The organism is Rahnella selenatireducens (assembly GCF_046449555.1).
GTDB lineage: Bacteria > Pseudomonadota > Gammaproteobacteria > Enterobacterales > Enterobacteriaceae > Rahnella > Rahnella selenatireducens.
Genome location: NZ_JBKEZJ010000024.1, coordinates 17768 through 36096, shown reverse-complemented (window position 1 = coordinate 36096; position 18329 = coordinate 17768). Strand labels below are relative to the sequence as shown.

General features: G+C 53.8%; 14 protein-coding genes. 4 read left to right on the top strand and 10 right to left on the bottom strand.

Annotation, left to right across the window (positions count from 1 at the left end; translation table 11 throughout):
- Positions 1 to 15: 15 nt before the first annotated feature.
- The 7 genes from rraA to priA form a co-directional block, all read right to left on the bottom strand.
- Entirely contained in the window at positions 16 to 501 is a 486-nt protein-coding gene (gene rraA, locus ACLBVC_RS23230; RefSeq protein WP_410151597.1) for a ribonuclease E activity regulator RraA, read from the bottom strand.
- A 120-nt stretch (positions 502 to 621) separates the two neighbouring features.
- Positions 622 to 1548: a 1,4-dihydroxy-2-naphthoate polyprenyltransferase gene (locus tag ACLBVC_RS23225; protein ID WP_410151596.1), complete on the bottom strand. Its 927-nt coding sequence runs from the start codon at positions 1546 to 1548 to the stop codon at positions 622 to 624.
- Between the two features lie 96 nt (positions 1549 to 1644).
- A complete protein-coding gene (gene hslU, locus ACLBVC_RS23220) occupies positions 1645 to 2976 on the bottom strand; it encodes an HslU--HslV peptidase ATPase subunit (RefSeq protein ID WP_152325025.1) in 1332 nt (443 codons plus the stop codon).
- 12 nt (positions 2977 to 2988) lie between these two features.
- Positions 2989 to 3519, bottom strand: a complete 531-nt coding sequence (gene hslV, locus ACLBVC_RS23215) for an ATP-dependent protease subunit HslV (protein ID WP_056774599.1) — start codon at positions 3517 to 3519, stop codon at positions 2989 to 2991.
- 115 nt (positions 3520 to 3634) lie between these two features.
- Complete coding sequence (ftsN, locus tag ACLBVC_RS23210) at positions 3635 to 4588, bottom strand: cell division protein FtsN (RefSeq protein WP_410151595.1); 954 nt, start codon at positions 4586 to 4588, stop codon at positions 3635 to 3637.
- A gap of 80 nt (positions 4589 to 4668) precedes the next feature.
- Complete coding sequence (cytR, locus tag ACLBVC_RS23205) at positions 4669 to 5697, bottom strand: DNA-binding transcriptional regulator CytR (RefSeq protein WP_410151594.1); 1029 nt, start codon at positions 5695 to 5697, stop codon at positions 4669 to 4671.
- A 190-nt stretch (positions 5698 to 5887) separates the two neighbouring features.
- Positions 5888 to 8083, bottom strand: a complete 2196-nt coding sequence (gene priA, locus ACLBVC_RS23200; protein WP_410151593.1) for a primosomal protein N' — start codon at positions 8081 to 8083, stop codon at positions 5888 to 5890.
- Positions 8084 to 8284: 201 nt separating this feature from the next.
- Between priA and rpmE the strand changes: the two genes are divergently transcribed.
- Positions 8285 to 8497 carry a 50S ribosomal protein L31 gene (rpmE, locus tag ACLBVC_RS23195; RefSeq protein ID WP_104923998.1) on the top strand — a complete coding sequence of 71 codons (213 nt, stop codon included), beginning with the start codon at positions 8285 to 8287 and terminating at the stop codon, positions 8495 to 8497.
- 169 nt (positions 8498 to 8666) lie between these two features.
- Here rpmE and metJ read toward each other — a convergent pair whose 3' ends face one another.
- Positions 8667 to 8984: a met regulon transcriptional regulator MetJ gene (gene metJ / locus ACLBVC_RS23190; RefSeq protein ID WP_004392248.1), complete on the bottom strand. Its 318-nt coding sequence runs from the start codon at positions 8982 to 8984 to the stop codon at positions 8667 to 8669.
- 329 nt (positions 8985 to 9313) lie between these two features.
- On the opposite strand from metJ, the gene metB reads away from it, so the two are divergent.
- The 3 genes from metB to metF all read left to right on the top strand — a co-directional run bounded on the left by metB (position 9314) and on the right by metF (position 14128).
- Positions 9314 to 10474 carry a cystathionine gamma-synthase gene (metB, locus tag ACLBVC_RS23185; protein WP_410151592.1) on the top strand — a complete coding sequence of 387 codons (1161 nt, stop codon included), beginning with the start codon at positions 9314 to 9316 and terminating at the stop codon, positions 10472 to 10474.
- Between the two features lie 2 nt (positions 10475 to 10476).
- Entirely contained in the window at positions 10477 to 12912 is a 2436-nt protein-coding gene (locus ACLBVC_RS23180; RefSeq protein ID WP_410151591.1) for a bifunctional aspartate kinase/homoserine dehydrogenase II, read from the top strand.
- A gap of 307 nt (positions 12913 to 13219) precedes the next feature.
- Complete coding sequence (gene metF / locus ACLBVC_RS23175; RefSeq protein ID WP_195816155.1) at positions 13220 to 14128, top strand: methylenetetrahydrofolate reductase; 909 nt, start codon at positions 13220 to 13222, stop codon at positions 14126 to 14128.
- A 74-nt stretch (positions 14129 to 14202) separates the two neighbouring features.
- On the opposite strand, the gene ppc is transcribed toward metF, so the two are convergent.
- Positions 14203 to 16848 (bottom strand): phosphoenolpyruvate carboxylase, encoded by a 2646-nt coding sequence (ppc, locus tag ACLBVC_RS23170; protein ID WP_410151590.1) that lies wholly within the window; start codon positions 16846 to 16848, stop codon positions 14203 to 14205.
- Between the two features lie 288 nt (positions 16849 to 17136).
- Positions 17137 to 18288 carry an acetylornithine deacetylase gene (gene argE / locus ACLBVC_RS23165; RefSeq protein ID WP_410151589.1) on the bottom strand — a complete coding sequence of 384 codons (1152 nt, stop codon included), beginning with the start codon at positions 18286 to 18288 and terminating at the stop codon, positions 17137 to 17139.
- Positions 18289 to 18329 lie beyond the last annotated feature (41 nt).

The following is an 18329-nucleotide window of genomic DNA, read 5'->3' as shown; positions in this document are numbered from 1 at the left end:
GCTGAAAGCGCAAGGTTATTCGATGTCGAGCGGGTCTTCTGACAGCACGATACCGGTGTTGTCGGCATAAAGATGGTCACCGGAGAAGAAGGTGACACCGCCGAAATTGACACGAATGTCGCTTTCGCCAATCCCTTCACTGCCTGCGCCCGCCGGAATTGCTGCCATCGCCTGAATGCCGATATCCAGTTCTTCCAGATCGTCTACCTGACGAACCGCACCGTAAATCACAATACCTTCCCATTCGTTTTGCAACGCCAGGCGTGCCAGACCGGCATCCAGCAATGCGCGACGAACGGAGCCACCGCCATCGATCAGCAGTACACGACCACGGCCATTTTCTTCCAGCAAGTCATAAAGCAAGCCATTGTCTTCGAAACACTTCACTGTCGTGATTTGCCCGCCAAATGAAGTACGGCCACCAAAGTTGGAGAACAGGGGTTCGACGACATTCACTTCTTCATGGTAGATGTCGCAAAGTTCGGAAGTATCGTATTTCATAGGATTTCATCTGGTTGCTGCATGAGTGTTCAGTATATCCCTTTCAGGCGGATGTTGGCAAAATCATCAATTGTTAAATGTGAAAAGCGGCCCGATAAACGCACATCAGGCCAATTTTACTCAATTGAGCAACAGACCCACCGCAAACAACACGTTAGTCAGTAACGCCGTTTTCACCATATGTTCGAGCAGCGGGCGCACTTCTACAGATGTTATGGACTTTCTCACGCGGATGACGTGAGCCACCAGCATCGGTACGGCCAGAATAAATAACCAGCCGGTCCAGTGATGCAAATGCGCGGCGGAAAAAATCGTCAGACATAGTGTGGCCGCGGCCAGAATAAACGTGTGATAGCGACGTGCATTCACTGGCCCGAGACGAACGGCCAGCGTGTTTTTGCCGTTGGCGCGATCGGTTTCGATATCGCGCAAATTGTTGATATTCAGCACCGCCGTCGAGAGCAATCCCGTTGCGGTGGCCGGCAACATCACAATCCAGTCGAAATATCCCGCCTGCAAATAGAATGTCCCGGCGACGCTGATCCAGCCAAAGAAAATCAAAACGGAGATATCACCCAGCCCCATATAACCGTAAGGGCGCGTGCCGACGGTATATGTGATGGCCGCGCCAATCGAGAGAAGGCCGAGGATCACAAAGCCCACGACATCGCTCGGTTTGTGGCAGGCGACGGCGATAAGCGCGATGCCACACACGAGCGTCAGGGCGATGGTCAGGATAATCGCGCGCTTCATCTGCGCGGCGGTAATCATCCCTTTTTGCATCCCGCGCAACGGCCCGACGCGATCGGGCGTATCGCTGCCTTTTTCGGCATCGCCATAGTCGTTAGCAAGATTAGACAGGATTTGCAGACAACCCGCCGTCAGCAACGCCAGCAACGCGATGAGCGGGTGGAAAACGCCTTGCAGGCTGGCAATCGCCGAACCCATGACAATTGAGGCAAAAGCCAGTGGCAGCGTTTTAGGACGCAGGCTTTCAAGCCATGCGCGGGCAGGCGTGGTCGGGGTGCAGGGAGTCATTGTGCTCATAGGTGATTTCGCTCAGGTGAACAGTCAGTCCGAAATCTAAAAAAATCAGGGAGGCAAACGCCTCCCTGAAGATCACTTTCGGAACGTATGAGCAAATTATAAGATAAAACGGCTCAGATCTTCATCAGCTACCAGCTGATCAAGGTGGCTTCTAACATAATCTGCATCAATGTTTATGGAGATACCGTTGCTTTCGCTGGCGTCATAAGAAATATCTTCCATCAGACGCTCCAGAACCGTGTGCAGACGACGAGCGCCAATGTTCTCGGTGGTTTCGTTCACCTGCCATGCCGCTTCCGCGATACGACGGATGCCGTCAGCCGTGAAATCAATGGTTACCCCTTCGGTCGCCATCAATGCTTTGTACTGATGTGTCAGTGACGCACTTGGCTCAGTCAGAATACGTTCGAAGTCTTCAGTCGACAGCGCCTGTAGCTCAACGCGGATTGGCAGACGACCCTGCAATTCCGGGATCAGGTCTGACGGGCTGGCAGTCTGGAACGCGCCGGAAGCGATAAACAGAATATGGTCCGTTTTCACCATGCCGTGTTTAGTCGAAACGGTACAACCTTCTACCAGCGGCAGCAGATCGCGCTGAACGCCTTCGCGTGAAACGTCCGGGCCTGAACTCTGGCCGCGTTTACAGATTTTGTCGATCTCATCGATGAACACGATGCCGTGCTGTTCAACGGCTTCAATCGCCTGTTCTTTCAGCTCTTCCGGGTTCACCAGCTTTGCCGCTTCTTCTTCAACCAGCAGCTTGTAAGCTTCTTTGATTTTCAGTTTGCGCGGTTTCTGTTTCTGACCGGCCATGTTCTGGAACATGGATTGCAGCTGGTTGGTCATCTCTTCCATGCCCGGCGGGGACATGATTTCAACACCCACAGGCGCAGCCGCCAGATTGATTTCGATTTCTTTATCGTCGAGCTGGCCTTCGCGCAATTTCTTGCGGAAGTTCTGGCGCGCTGCAGAAGGCTCATGCGCTTCGTCAGCCTGGCCCCAGTTGTTTTTCGCCGGCGGGATCAGTACATCGAGGATACGTTCTTCGGCCATTTCTTCGGCGCGGAAGCGGTTCTTATCGATGGATTGCAGACGGACCATTTTCACGGCGGCATCGGTCAGATCACGGATAATGGAATCCACTTCTTTCCCGACGTAGCCCACTTCGGTGAACTTGGTGGCTTCGACTTTGATGAACGGCGCGTTAGCCAGTTTGGCCAGACGACGGGCAATTTCGGTTTTACCGACACCGGTAGGGCCGATCATCAGAATATTTTTTGGGGTGACTTCGTGGCGCAGCGCTTCATCAAGCTGCATACGGCGCCAGCGGTTACGCAGGGCGATCGCGACAGCGCGTTTCGCTTTATCCTGGCCAATGATATAGCTGTCTAACTCGCTGACAATCTCGCGCGGGGTCATCTCAGACATAATTTTCGATCCTTACGCTTTAGAAGACAATTCTTCGATGGTGTGGAATTGGTTGGTGTAGATGCAGATATCACCCGCAATACTCAGAGATTTCTCCACGATATCGCGTGCGCCAAGCTCTGAGTTTTCCAGCAAAGCACGAGCAGCGGCCTGGGCATACGGGCCACCGGAACCAATCGCGATCAGGTCGTTTTCAGGCTGGATGACGTCGCCGTTACCGCTGATAATCAGCGAGGCATTTTCATCCGCAACAGCCAGCAGCGCTTCGAGACGACGCAGCATACGGTCTGTACGCCAGTCTTTAGCCAGCTCAACGGCGGCTTTCACCAGATGACCCTGGTGCATTTCCAGTTTGCGTTCGAACAGCTCAAACAGCGTGAAGGCATCAGCGGTACCGCCAGCAAAACCAGCGATCACTTTATCGTTGTACAGGCGACGTACTTTCTTGACGTTGCCCTTCATGACGGTATTTCCCAATGTGGCCTGGCCATCACCACCGATAACGACCTTGCCGTTGCGGCGTACACTTACAATTGTTGTCACGAGCGGTTCCTCGTTGCAGACGGAAAAGATCCCCGCAGTCTTGCGAGACACTTTGCGTGTCTCACAAACTTACGGGGCATATTGAAAGTATAGATTGGGGAAGGATTACGGGTTTTCAACCCCCGGTTGCGAGGGGAATGCAACCGGAGATGCCTGCGCTCTTCAGGCGGGATAAGGTGCTGTCTGCACCGGAGCGATTGTTGTATGGGCCAATCACGACACGATTCCAGCCGCCGCCAGTGGTGATTCGACCTTCAAATCCTTCGAATGCCAGCTTGGCGCGCTGGGATTCCGCCTGATCGGCACCTTTGAACGAACCGCACTGCACCATAAAGCGCTGGGTTTTTTCCTGCTCTTTCGGTTTCTCTGGCGCTGCCTGTGTAATGGCGGCCGGTTGCTGTGCTTTCGGTTGTTCTTTCGGTACTTCTCTGACCGGTTCTTTCACCTGTGGCTTAGGTTTTGGCTGAACAGGCTGAGTTTGTACCTGAGCCTGCGGTGCGCGTACCGGCTGTGTTTGTGGCGTATACGTTGGCTGTTGAACCTGGCGCGGTTGCGTCTGTACCGGCTGTTGCTGGGCATACGTCGGCTGCTGTTGCTGAACCTGACGCTGCGTCTGAGCCGGACGCGTGGCGACCTGACTTGGATCGTTATACGGCACTTCAGACAGCTGTGTTGGCGTCTGGCGCATATCGGCCTGCATCTGTTCGAGAAGTTGTCGCTGTTCCGGCGTCAGTTGCGTTTTAGATTCAACCTGACCACCCGCCGTCGGTTCAGTTGGCGTGGTCACGCCCATCTGACGGTTTTCCAGCTCTTTGATGTAACGCCAGCGCTCTTCAGGCTTGGGCGGTAATCCGTTACCCGGACGAACAGCATGCGTCGGCAGTACCGCCGCTTCTTCATGTTTATTGTGCGCAATAAAATAGAGGCCACCGACAAACACCACCAGTACCGCAACGGCTAACACCACCATGGTTTTGGAGATCGTTGTGGAACTGCGTTTTTTACTCCGGCTGGTACTTTTCCGCCGCGCTCCTGAGCGCCCACGGCTTACATAGTCTCTTTGTGCCACTATCGTTTCGCTGTGTCGTGATGAATGAAGAAGTGCGTCATGTTACTTAACCCTGCATATATAACAAAACAAAAACTGACTTACGCTTTCGGGGCGGCCGTGCTTTCGCGGACGACCAGCTCACTATCAAGCAGAAGTGAACCGCTTTGTCCCAGATTTCCTTGTAACTGCTCAAGTAATAATAACATAGCCTGACGACCGAGCTGGAATCTTGGCTGGGCGACGGTGGTCAGTGGAGGATCAGTAAACCGGCTGGCTTTGATGTCATCGAAGCCGACAACTGACAAATCCTGCGGAATACGCAAACCCATTTTTTTCGCCTGAAACATCGCGCCAATCGCCATAATATCGTTATGGCAGAAGATGGCCGTTGGCGGAGAAGGCAGCGCCATCAGTTCGGCAACCGCCTGCGCGCCGGATTCGTAGCTAAAATCACCCTGAGCGGTCAGTGCGTTTTCAACGCTGATCCCGTTGCGACGCAGCGCCTGAATATAACCTTGTGAGCGGTACTGGCACAGCGGCATATGTTTCGGCCCTTCGATACAGGCAATACGCTGATGCCCTAGATTCAGCAGATAATGCACCGCTTCAAACGCGGCAGTCAGATTATCAATGTGAACCGTCGGCAGTTCCAGTTCTGGCGCAAATTCATTGGCCATCACCATTGGCGGCAGATTTCGTTGTTCTTCTTTACTGGCATCGAAAGGTAAATCGGAACCGAGCAGCAACATGCCATCAATCTGTTTGGTGATGATCAGATTGATGAAAGTTTTTTCCTGCTGGTTTTGCTGAGCGCAATCGCCAATCAGCACCAGATAACCACTTTCGGCGGCGGTGCGTTCGATCCCTTTGATCAGATCGGCAAAAAAGGGATCACAGATGTCCGGGACGATCACCAGAATGGTTCGCGATTCGTTACGTTTCAGGTTTCGGGCCAAGGCATGAGGAGAATACCCTACGGCCATCACCGCCTGATCGACCTTCTGACGGGTAGAGGCGGAGACTTTTTCCGGATTCATTAACGCGCGGGATACCGTTGCTGTTGAAACGCCTGCCTGTTCTGCCACATCTTTCATTGTTGCGGCGGGTAATTCTTTCTTGTGCTCCAACGCATCTCTCCTTGCAACAGCATCAAACTGACACAACAACATCCACATTCCTCACCTGGCTACCCATGCTGTGTAGCTCATCACATTCTAAACAGAATGTGAGTAGGATTTGTTACCTAATTTGCATTAAAAGTGTGACGCAGATGCTTTTTTCGATCCATCACGCAGAAATCCTGATTATTTATGCGGATTAGCTATCGATCGGATCGACATCCAGCGTCCATTTCACCTTTTTAGCCTGCGGCAAGCTGGCAATCAGCGGCTGAGAACTCTTGATCAGATGCTGCAAAACACGGCGGGAAGGATGCTGCAATAACAGCTGCCAGCGGAAACGCCCGTTACGCTTGGCCGCCAGAGCAGGCACCGGTCCTAAAATCCATAATGAATCATCTTTTAGCGGGCTGGATTCCAGCAGATTTCGCAGTTGTTGCAGGAACAGCGCCGACTGCTGATTATCATGGTCTTCAGCGCGGATCATAATGTGACTGGTGTAAGGCGGCAGAAAGACGCTCTTGCGCTCGGTAAGCGTCTGTTTCGCGAATTCTTCGTAGCCTTTATGTAACAGAACCTGCAACAGCGGATGTTCAGGGTGATGTGTTTGTAGAATCACTTCCCCCTGTTTCCCGGCACGACCCGCGCGGCCTGAAACCTGGGTATAGAGCTGGGCAAAACGTTCTGCTGAACGGAAATCTGCCGAGAACAACGCGCCGTCGACATCCAGCAGCGAGACCAGCGTGACATCCGGGAAGTGGTGGCCTTTGGCCAGCATTTGCGTGCCGATAAGAATACGTGCGCCACCGCGATGGACTTCATTCAGATGCTGTTCCAGGGAGCCTTTGCGGCTGGTGGTGTCGCGGTCGATGCGGGTGATTGGCGTATCAGGGAACAGCGGTGCCAGCTCGTTTTCCAGTTGCTCGGTGCCGACGCCGACGGATACCAGTTGCGTCGATCCGCAATGCGGACACTGATTCGGCACGGCACGCTGGCTGTCGCAATGGTGGCAGCGTAACTGGCGCTGATTCTGATGCAGCGTGTAATAGTGATCACAGCGCTGGCATTCAGCAATCCATCCGCATTCGTGGCAGAGCAGGGCAGGCGCATAGCCGCGGCGGTTGAGGAACAGCATGACCTGATTGTCGGCTTTGAGATGTTCCTGCATGCGCTGGATCAGCGGCTGGGAAAGCCCGACTTTCAGCTGCAACCCTTTTAAATCCAGCAAATTCTGCCGCGCGAGTTTGGCGTTACCGGCGCGCTTGGTCAGTTTCAGCTGGCGATACTTGCCCAGTTCCACGTTGTGCAGCGTTTCCAACGCAGGCGTTGCCGAGCCCATAATAATGGGGATGTTTTCCGCGTGTGCGCGATATACCGCGAGATCCCGCGCGTGATAACGCCAGCCTTCCTGCTGCTTATAAGAGCTGTCGTGTTCTTCATCGATAATGATAACGCCCAGACGTGCAAACGGTGTGAACAGCGACGAGCGCGTGCCGATCACAATTCCGGCTTCGCCATTACGTGCACGCAGCCAGACGGAAAGGCGCTCGCTGTCGTTGAGACCGGAATGCAAAACATCCACCGGTGCGCTGAAACGTTCGCGAAAACGCGCGATGGTCTGCGGCGTAAGGCCGATTTCCGGCACCATCACCAGCGCCTGACGGCCCTGCGCGAGAATATTTTCCAGCACGCTCAGATACACTTCGGTTTTACCCGAGCCGGTGACACCGGCCAGCAGCCAGGCGGAAAACTGCTGATCCTCACTGCGGATGGCACCGACGGCGGTGGCCTGTTCGGTGTTAAGACGCAGGCGTTCACCCACGACGGAGAAATCTTTGCGCCAGTCTTGTGTGACGGGCGCGATGCTGCGTAAATCCGTCAGCCCTTTCGCCCTCAGTGCCTGCAAGGCGGTATCAGTCAGATCGAGGTCAGCAACCTGATGGCGATATAGCGGTTTTTGGATCAGTGCCGCCATCGCCTGTTGCTGTTTTGGCGCACGTTTCAGGCTGTCGAGCGGCGTGGCGCGCCCCTGTTCGGTGGCAAACCATTGCCAGAGCGGCGTCAGTTCAGCGGGTTTCCCCTGACGTAATAACACCGGCAGCGCGTGAAACAACACTTCGCCAATGGGGAAATGATAATAGTCGGCAGCCCAGAGCAGGATGCGCCACAGATCGGGCGTGAACAGGCTGGAAGAGTCGAGGACTTCACGCACGGGTTTCAGCTTATCCAGGCCAAATTCGCTCGAGTCGCTGACGCGTGTGACAATCCCAATAGCGTCGCGTTTACCGAAAGGCACACTGACCCGACAACCCTGAGAAACCTGTAATCCAGGCGGCAGGAGATAATCGAAAGTACGGGCGAGCGGAACAGGTAACGCGACGTGGGCAACAGGCATTGTGGGTCCAGACTATAAAAAAATGACGAGATAGTGTACACTGTGTCCTTCGAAATGCATGAACATCATTGCGCGGTTCTCAGAGATTCTGTATGATTCGCCGCCTTTGGTGCATTTCGTACTCAAAGCCTATCATCCACTACGCGTGGTGTCTGACAGAACAGGGTTGGATAGCGACGCGGCCTTAAGAAGAGGTTTTCCATGAAACAAGGTATTCACCCTAAATATACAGAAGTTACTGCAACTTGCTCATGCGGTAACGTTATCAAAACTCACTCAACTGTGGGTCACGATCTGAACCTGGACGTGTGTGGCGAATGTCACCCGTTCTACACTGGTAAGCAACGTGAAGTGGCTACCGGTGGCCGCGTTGACCGCTTCAACAAGCGTTTCAGCGTTCCAAGCAGCAAATAAGCTACGCTTGAGAGCAAAAAAAGGCGCCTTTGGCGCCTTTTTTGTTGCCTGTCGTTTCACTTCCTGCCAGACAAAACCTTTTCGTGATTCAAAACATTCTATTGATCGCCCGAACGCCAAAAGCCCGCACAATGAATTGCACGGGGCTGTCAGAAAATCTCAGCGTTTCTCAATATTCCCAGGTATCAGGATCAACACCCAGTTCACGCATCAGGATCTTCGCCGCTTCCGGGATTTCGTCACTGCGTTCTTTACGCAGGTCTTCGTCATTCGGCAAAGGCTGACCGGTGAACGCATGCAGAAAAGCTTCACACAATAATTCACTGTTAGTCGCATGACGCAGGTTATTCACCTGACGACGGGTGCGTTCATCGGTGAGAATCTTCAGGACTTTCAGCGGAATGGATACCGTGATTTTCTTAACTTGCTCACTTTTCTTACCGTGTTCAGCGTAAGGGCTGACATATTCGCCGTTCCACTCAGCCATGGGACACCTTAAATTTATCAAAAAATAAAATACTGAAAACCGCGTGATTATGCCCGATTTTCACTGTTCTCACTAAATAAATGTCGTCATTTTACAGGGATATCTCACGATTTGCCCTGCGGCATTGTTCATTTTGTCGCCTTGCGCTTAACTGCTTCGCGCAACGGATCTGCCGGACATCTTCATTAACGTCATAATTTTAGCGGGTATTGCTCTGTTGCTCAATCTATACGCAAAGAAGTTTAGATGTCCAGATGTATTGACGTCTATAATTCCGGGCGTTACTCTTTACACCCTCATCCTCCGCATTTCGTCAGGAAGAAACGACTATGACGCACAAGCAAGCCACCATTGCCGTGGGCAGTGGCCTGAACAATGATCAGCAATATGGTTGTGTAGTTCCGCCTATCGCCCTTTCCAGTACTTACAACTTCGAAGATTTTAATCAGCCGAGAGCCCATGACTATTCACGTCGCGGAAACCCGACGCGTGATATCGCTCAGCGTGCGCTGGCGGATCTGGAAGGCGGAGCGGGCGCGGTTCTCACCAGCAGCGGGATGTCCGCAATCCATCTGGTGTGTACAGTATTTCTCAAACCGGGTGATTTGCTGGTTGCGCCGCACGATTGCTACGGCGGCAGCTACCGTCTGTTCGACAGCCTGAGTAAGCGCGGTGCGTACCGCGTGCTTTTTGTCGATCAGGGTGACCCGCAGGCGCTGGCCGAAGCGTTGAAGGAAAACCCAAAACTGGTGCTGATTGAATCCCCAAGTAACCCGTTGCTGCGCGTGGTCGATATCGAAGCGATTTGCACGGCGTCTCACGCGGCTGGCGCACTGACCGTGGTGGATAACACGTTCCTGAGCCCGGCGTTGCAAAACCCGCTGAAGTTGGGGGCGGATTTAGTTGTACATTCCTGTACGAAATATCTGAATGGGCATTCTGATGTGGTCGCCGGTACGGTAATATCTAAGACCGCAGAGCATGCAACTGAACTGGCGTGGTGGGCGAACAATATCGGTGTGACCGCCGCGGCGTTTGACAGCTATTTGCTGTTACGTGGCCTGCGAACGTTAACGGTTCGCGTAAAACAACAGCAGGAAAATGCGCTGGCGATTGTGGCGTATTTGCAAAAACAGTCGCAGGTCAAAAAGCTGTATCATCCGTCGCTGCCGGAAAACCAGGGGCATGAAATTGCCCGCCGTCAGCAACGTGGCTTCGGGGCCATGATCAGTTTTGAATTTAACGGAGATGAAGCGCAGTTGCGTCATTTCCTGAAAGAATTGAAGTTATTTACCCTTGCAGAATCACTGGGAGGCGTCGAAAGCCTGATTTCTCACACGGCAACCATGACACACGCTGGCATGGCGCCGGAAGCGCGTAAAGCCGCCGGGATTTCTGACAGCTTGCTCCGTATTTCTGTAGGTCTTGAAGACAGCGAAGATTTGATTGCTGATCTGGAACACGCATTCCAGTCAGTGGCAACGAGGTAAGTATGAATGCAATAGCGGTTGCAGCGCCGGCGGGAAGCCGGCAGTTGCACAAATTTGGTGGCAGCAGCCTGGCTGACGTTAAATGTTATCTGCGCGTCGCAGGCATTATGGCGGAATACGCAAAGCCGGGCGACATGATGGTGGTGTCAGCGGCGGGCAGCACGACCAACCAGCTGATCAGCTGGCTGAAACTGAGCCAGACTGACCGGCTTTCCGCGCATCAGGTTCAGCAGGCCTTGCGCCGGTATCAGAGTGATTTGATTTCCGGCCTGCTTCCGCCGGAAATGGCAGAACCGCTTATTGCTTCTTTTATACATGACCTCGAACGTCTGGCCGTTTTGCTCGATGACAAGATGACCGATGCGGTTTACGCAGAAGTCGTCGGTCATGGCGAAATCTGGTCTGCGCGACTGATGTCTGCCGTATTGTGCAAAATGGACCTGCCCGCTGCCTGGCTGGATGCGCGCGAATTCCTGCGTGCTGAACGCGCGGCTCAGCCTCAGGTGGATGAGGGTCGTTCTTATCCGCTTTTGCAACAGCTTATCGCGCAGCATCCTCAGCAATATCTGGTGGTGACCGGATTTATCGCCCGCAGTGACGCAGGTGAAACCGTTCTGCTTGGCCGTAACGGCAGCGACTATTCCGCCACCCAGATTGGTGCACTGGCGAATGCCAGCCGCGTTACCATCTGGAGCGACGTCGCCGGAGTTTACAGTGCCGATCCACGTAAAGTGAAAGACGCGTGCCTGTTGCCGCTGTTGCGTCTGGATGAAGCCAGTGAACTGGCACGTCTGGCTGCACCGGTCTTGCATACCCGCACTTTGCAGCCGGTTTCCGGCAGCGATATCGATTTACAGCTGCGCTGTAGCTACAAACCGGAGCAGGGCTCGACACGCATTGAGCGCGTGCTGGCGTCCGGGACTGGCGCAAAAATTGTCACCAGCCACGATGATATTTGCCTGATCGAAATGGCTATTCCGTCAGCGCATGATTTTGCTTTGGCGCAGAAAGACGTCGAGTTACTGCTCAAGCGTGCACAGATCAAACCGCTGTGTACCGGCGTGCACCCTGACCGTAATCTGTTGCAATTTTGCTATACCTCCGAAGTGGCGGGCAGTGCCTTGCAGGTGCTGGAAGATGCCGCATTACCGGGGCGTCTGACGTTGCGTGAAGGGCTGGCAATGGTGGCGCTGGTCGGTGCGGGCGTGTGTAAAAACCCGCTGCACAGCCACCGTTTCTATCAGGAAATGAAAGATCAGCCGATCGAATTTATCTGGCAGTCGGAAGACGGCATCAGCCTGGTGGCTGTTCTGCGCGTCGGCCCGACCGCTCATCTGATTCAGGGATTGCACAAAACCCTGTTCCGCGCTGAGAAGCAAATCGGCCTGATGCTGTTTGGTAAAGGCAATATCGGTTCACGCTGGCTGGAACTGTTCGCCCGTGAACAAAAGAACATTTCTGCCCGCAGCGGCTTTGAATTCGTACTGGCCGGTGTGGTTGACAGCAAACGCAGTTTGCTCAATTACGAAGGTCTGGACGCCAGCCGTGCGCTGGCCTTCTTCGACGACGAATCCCAGGCACATGACGAAGAATCGTTGTTCCTGTGGATGCGCGCGCACCCTTACGATGATTTAGTGGTGCTGGATGTCACGGCGAGCGCTGAACTGGCCGATCAGTATCTGGATTTTGCCAGCTACGGTTTCCATGTGATCAGCGCGAATAAACTGGCGGGCGCATCCGGGACGAATAAATACCGTCAGATCCGCGATGCGTTCTCTAAAACCGACAGTCACTGGTTGTACAACGCGACCGTGGGCGCGGGGTTGCCGGTTAACCATACCGTGCGCGATTTACGTGACAGCGGCGACAGCATTCTGGCAATCAGCGGAATCTTCTCCGGCACATTATCCTGGCTGTTCCTGCAATTTGACGGCACGCTGCCGTTCACCGAACTGGTGGATCTGGCGTGGCAGCAGGGGCTGACAGAGCCTGATCCCCGAGATGATTTATCCGGTCAGGACGTGATGCGTAAACTGGTGATCCTGGCCCGTGAAGCGGGTTATGACATCGAACCGACGCAGGTTCGTGTGGAATCGCTGGTGCCGGCCGGATGTGAAACGGGTTCCGTCGATCAGTTCTTTGAGGATGGCGAAGCGCTGAATCAGCAAATGCTCCAGCGTCTGGAAGCCGCGCGGGAAATGGGGCTGGTGCTGCGTTATGTGGCGCGTTTCGATGCCAACGGTAAAGCCCGTGTCGGTGTTGAAGCGGTTCGTGAGGATCATCCTCTGGCCGCTTTGCTGCCGTGCGATAACGTTTTTGCCATCGAAAGCCGCTGGTACCGCGATAATCCGCTGGTCATCCGCGGGCCGGGTGCCGGGCGTGATGTTACCGCTGGCGCACTGCAATCTGACCTTAACCGGTTGACTCAGTTGCTGTAATTCTTTCTTCCTCCCCTGCTAAGGGGAGGGTTGGGGTGGGGTATAGCAAACGACACTTAGTTGCCAGCTAAGCCCCCTCCCGACTTCCCCCTTCGCTGGGGGAGGAGCTAAAACACTCATCTTCTTCTCTGCACTTTTCCCCAACATGAAATTCCTTCAATTTGAGTGAAGATTAATCACACTCAGATGCATTTTTGCAGTTGACAGTTTTGCTCACTTCCTCCATTGTCTATCCATACGTTTAGACGTCTAGACGCTTACCAGATGAGCCGATAATTAAAACGCAGTGATGCATGAGGTAGTGTTTATGAGCTTTTTCCACGCTAACCAGCGCGAGGCGCTGAATCAGAATCTGGCAGAGTTGCAGGGTCAGATTAACGTTTCTTTCGAGTTTTTCCCGCCGCGCACCAGCGAGATGGAAGATACGTTGTGGAGCTCCATCGACCGCCTCAGCAGCCTCAAGCCTAAGTTTTTGTCCGTAACCTACGGTGCTAACTCCGGCGAGCGTGACCGCACGCACAGCATTATCAAAGGCATTAAAGAGCGTACCGGTCTGGAAGCGGCTCCGCACCTGACCTGTATCGATGCCAGCCGTGACGAACTGCGCCAGATTGCGCAGGATTACTGGGAAAGCGGCATCCGTCATATCGTGGCGCTGCGCGGGGATTTACCGGCGGGAGGCGGCAAACCGGATATGTATGCAACCGATCTGGTGCATCTGCTGAAAGAAGTGGGTGATTTCGATATTTCCGTGGCGGCTTACCCGGAAGTTCACCCGGAAGCCAAAAGCGCACAGGCAGATTTGATCAACCTGAAGCGTAAAATCGACGCGGGTGCCAGCCGCGCCATAACACAATTTTTCTTCGACGTAGAAAGTTATCTGCGTTTCCGTGACCGCTGTGCGGGTCAGGGCATTGATGTTGAAATCGTGCCGGGCATTCTGCCGGTTTCCAACTTCAAACAGCTGACGCGTTTTGCCACCATGACTAACGTGCGAGTCCCGAACTGGATGAACAGTCAGTTTGAAGGGCTGGACGATGATGCGGAAACCCGCAAAATGGTCGGCGCAAATATCGCGATGGACATGGTGAAAATCCTCAGCCGCGAAGGCGTGAAGGACTTCCATTTCTACACCCTGAACCGTGCCGAAATGAGCTACGCGATTTGCCATACACTAGGTGTTCGCCCTGACATCGCTGTTCCGGTTCGTGCGTAAGTAAATAATCTCCAGAATGCAGAAAGCAAAAAACCCGCGAATTCGCGGGTTTTTCTTTGGGCTTTACGGCTGAACTAACCGGTGTTGCGCATACCGGCCGCAACGCCTGCGATGGTAACCATCAGGGCCTGTTCGACATTCGCATCCTGCTTGCCATCTTTTTCCAGCTCGCGTGAACGATGCAACAACTCAGCCTGAAGCACGTTCAGCGGATCGGTATAGACGTTACGCAGCGCGATAGATTCAGCAATCCACGGCAAATCTTCCATCAGATGATCGTCGTTGGAAATCGCCAGCACGACTTTGATATCGCCTGCCAGCTGCTCACGCAGTTTCGCGCCCAGCGGCCACAATTCTTTTTCGACCAGACGCTGATCGTAGTATTCCGCCAGCCACAGGTCGGCTTTGGCGAACACCATTTCCAGCATACCGATACGCGTGGAGAAGAATGGCCAGTCGTGGCACATCGCTTCCAGCTCATCACGTTTCCCGTCATCGACGACGGCCTGCAAACCGGCACCAGCGCCCAGCCAGGCCGGCAGCATAAGACGGTTTTGCGTCCAGGCGAAGATCCACGGAATCGCACGCAGACTTTCCACGCCGCCGTTGGCTTTACGTTTCGCCGGGCGTGAACCCAGCGGCAGTTTCGCCAGTTCCTGCTCCGGCGTCGCTGCGCGGAAGTAAGGCACGAAGTCTTTGTTCTCGCGAATATAGCCACGGTACATTTTGCAGGAAACGTCAGACAGCTGTTCCATGATGTCCACCCAGGCTTTTTTCGGCTCTGGCGGTGGCAGCAGGTTGGCTTCCAGAATGGCGGAGGTATACAGCGCCAGACTGCTAATAGTGACTTCCGGCAGACCAAATTTAAAGCGGATCATTTCGCCCTGTTCGGTCACGCGCAGGCCACCTTTCAGGCTGCCCGGTGGCTGAGAGAGCAGAGCCGCTTGCGCAGGCGCACCGCCACGGCCGATAGAACCGCCGCGTCCGTGGAAGAGCGTCAGCGCCACACCGGCTTTCTCACAGGTTTTGATCAATGCGTCTTGTGCGCGGTACTGCGCCCAGGAAGCAGCCATCACGCCCGCGTCTTTCGCGGAGTCGGAATAGCCAATCATCACCATTTGTTTGCCCTGTATGAAGCCGCGATACCAGTCGATACTCAGCAACTGTTTCATCACGTCGTCGGCATTATTAAGGTCATCCAGCGTTTCGAACAGCGGCGCAACCGGCATCGGGAACGGGCAACCGGCTTCTTTGAGCAGCAGATGCACGGCCAGCACGTCAGACGGTGTACGCGCCATGGAAATGACGTAAGCGGCGATGGAGCCTTCCGGCGCTTCCGCAATCACCTGGCAGGTATCGAGCACTTCTTTGGTATCGGCGCTCGGTTCCCAGTGACGTGGCACCAGCGGACGTTGTGAGTTCAGTTCGCGGATCAGGAACGCTTGTTTGTCGGATTCTGACCAGCTTTCATAATCACCCAGTCCCAGATAACGGGTGATTTCAGCGATCGCGTCGGTATGACGGGTACTTTCCTGACGCACGTCGATACGCACCAGCGGCACGCCGAAACAGCGTACGCGACGCAGGGTATCGAGCAACTGGCCGTTCGCGATGATGCCCATATTGCAGGCCATCAGCGACTGGTAACAGGCGTAAAGCGGTGCCCAGAGTTGTTCGTTTTTCACCAGCAAATCATGGGGACGCGCAACGCGTTCGCCTTTCAGACGGGCTTCGAGATAAACCTGAGAAGTCGTCAGCTGGGTACGCAGCTGTTTCATGATTTCGCGGTACGGCTCGAGGATATCCGCACCACCGGCCCGCTCGCGCAGTTCCGGGGTACATTCGGTCATCGAGAGTTCTGAGACCAGCACGGCGATATCGCGCAGGAACAGATCGGTGGCTTTCCAGCGGCTCAGCAACAGAACGTGGCGGGTAATATCGGCGGTCACGTTCGGGTTACCGTCGCGGTCGCCACCCATCCAGGAAGTGAAACGCACCGGCACGGCTTCCACCGGCATTTTGTAATTCAGTGACGTCTCAAGCTGCTCGTTCAGTTCACGCAGGAAAGCAGGAACGCCTTCCCACAGGCTGTTTTCGACCACCGCAAAACCCCATTTGGCTTCATCAACCGGAGAAGGGCGGTTTTTACGGATTTCGTCGGTGTGCCATGACTGCGCAATTAACTGACGCAGGCGGCGCATAATTTGTTTGCGCTCGTAATCGGCCAGATCGTTATGGTCGAGTTGTTTGAGGCAGTTATTCACTTCCACCAGTTTGTGGATAAGCGTGCGACGGGCAATTTCCGTCGGATGCGCGGTCAGAACTAGCTCGATAGAAAGCTGGTCTACGGCGTCACGTAATTGTTGTTCAGAGAGGTTTTTGGATTTCAGACGATCGAACAATTGTGCCAGAGCTTCAGGATTGCTGGCCGCTTCGCCGTGTGGCGAAATACTGTGATATTGCTCGGCCACGTTGGCTAAATTCAGGAACTGACTGAAAGCACGGGCAACAGGCAACAACTCATCATTCGAGAGATTTTGCAGCGTTGACAGCAATTCCTGACGATCAGCATCATTTCCTGCACGTGAGGATTTGGACAACTTACGGATTTTCTCAACACGATCCAGGATATGTTCTCCCAACGTATCTTTGATCGTGTCGCCCAGCAATTTACCTAACATACTGACATTACTTCGCATTGCGGAATATTGTTCGTTCATATCACCTCTGACCCGTTCTCTCGTTTGATTTTTATATTCTGTAAATAACTTTCACCCGTCAGGCATTCATGCCCCGTTCACCCGCCAACCTGGCCATACTTTTTAAATACCGCACCTGTTTTAACCCAAAAACACCCGATCACTCACGTTAAAAATGGTCTTTTAGGCGATGTCGCTGAAATTTAATTACAACCGCGACGATATCAGTTTGGCTAATCCATCATTTGTACAGTATCAAAGGGTGCCCGGAAGCGCCCTGATTGTTTCTTCATCAACCCTGATTCAGGATCAGTGATAACAGAAGTGATGAACGACCTGAGAAATCAGCTCGCGTGTCGGTTTTATGAACGCAGTATCAATATATTCATCTGGCTGGTGCGCCTGATCGATAGAACCCGGCCCCAAAACCAGCGTCGGGCACAGTTCCTGAATGAACGGCGCTTCGGTGCAGTAGTTCACGATTTCGGTTTCAACGCCCAGCAGTTTTTCCACCACCTGAACCAGCGGGTGATCCGGCGGGCATTCATAACCGGGGATCGGCGGATGCAGTTCCTCGACAGCAAGACGGCCCGGCCAGCGCTGGCTGACAGGCTCCAGCGCTTCGTTGAGCAACCCGTTGATATCGGCCAGCGTCAGACCCGGCAGCGGACGAATATCCATGTGCATTTCGCAGCAGGCGCAAATACGGTTTGGCGCGTCGCCGCCGTTGATATAACCGAAGTTCATGGTCGGATACGGGATTACAAAACCACTGTGGTTGTAACGGGTTTTCAGCGTATTGCGCAGCGTCATCAGATGGGTAATCGACTCGTGCATCAGTTCGATGGCGTTCACGCCGCGCGACGGATCGCTGGAATGTCCGGACTGACCGGTGATGCGGATGGCATTCGACAAATGGCCTTTGTGCGCACGCACCGGTTTCAGTGAAGTCGGTTCACCGATGATTGCGCAGTCCGGACGAATTTTCGCGTTTTTGGAGAAGTAGCTGGCACCGGCCATCGTCGTTTCTTCATCCGCCGTCGCTAAAATATACAGCGGTTTAGTCAGTTTGGTCAGATCGACATCGCGCAGTGAATCGAGGATAAACGCGAAGAAACCTTTCATGTCGGCAGTACCCAAACCATAGAGCTTATTTTCATGCTCCGTGAGGGTGAAAGGATCACGCGTCCAGCGTCCGTCATCGAACGGAACGGTATCGGTATGACCGGCCAGCAGTAAGCCGCCTGCGCCGCGACCGGTACTGGCTAACATATTGAATTTATTGCGCGTACCTGGAACGGGTTGCACTTCAACTTTGAAGCCTAAATCACCGAACCAGCCTGCCAGTAAATGGATTAGCGTCTCATTGCTCTGGTCCAAAGCAGCGTCCGTTGCGCTGATGGAAGGGGTTGCGATTAACGCCCGATAGAGCTCAATAAAAGGAGGTAATTTCATCTTCACTGTTGACAGCCTTTAGTTAGGGTAGTATTCATATTCATGCA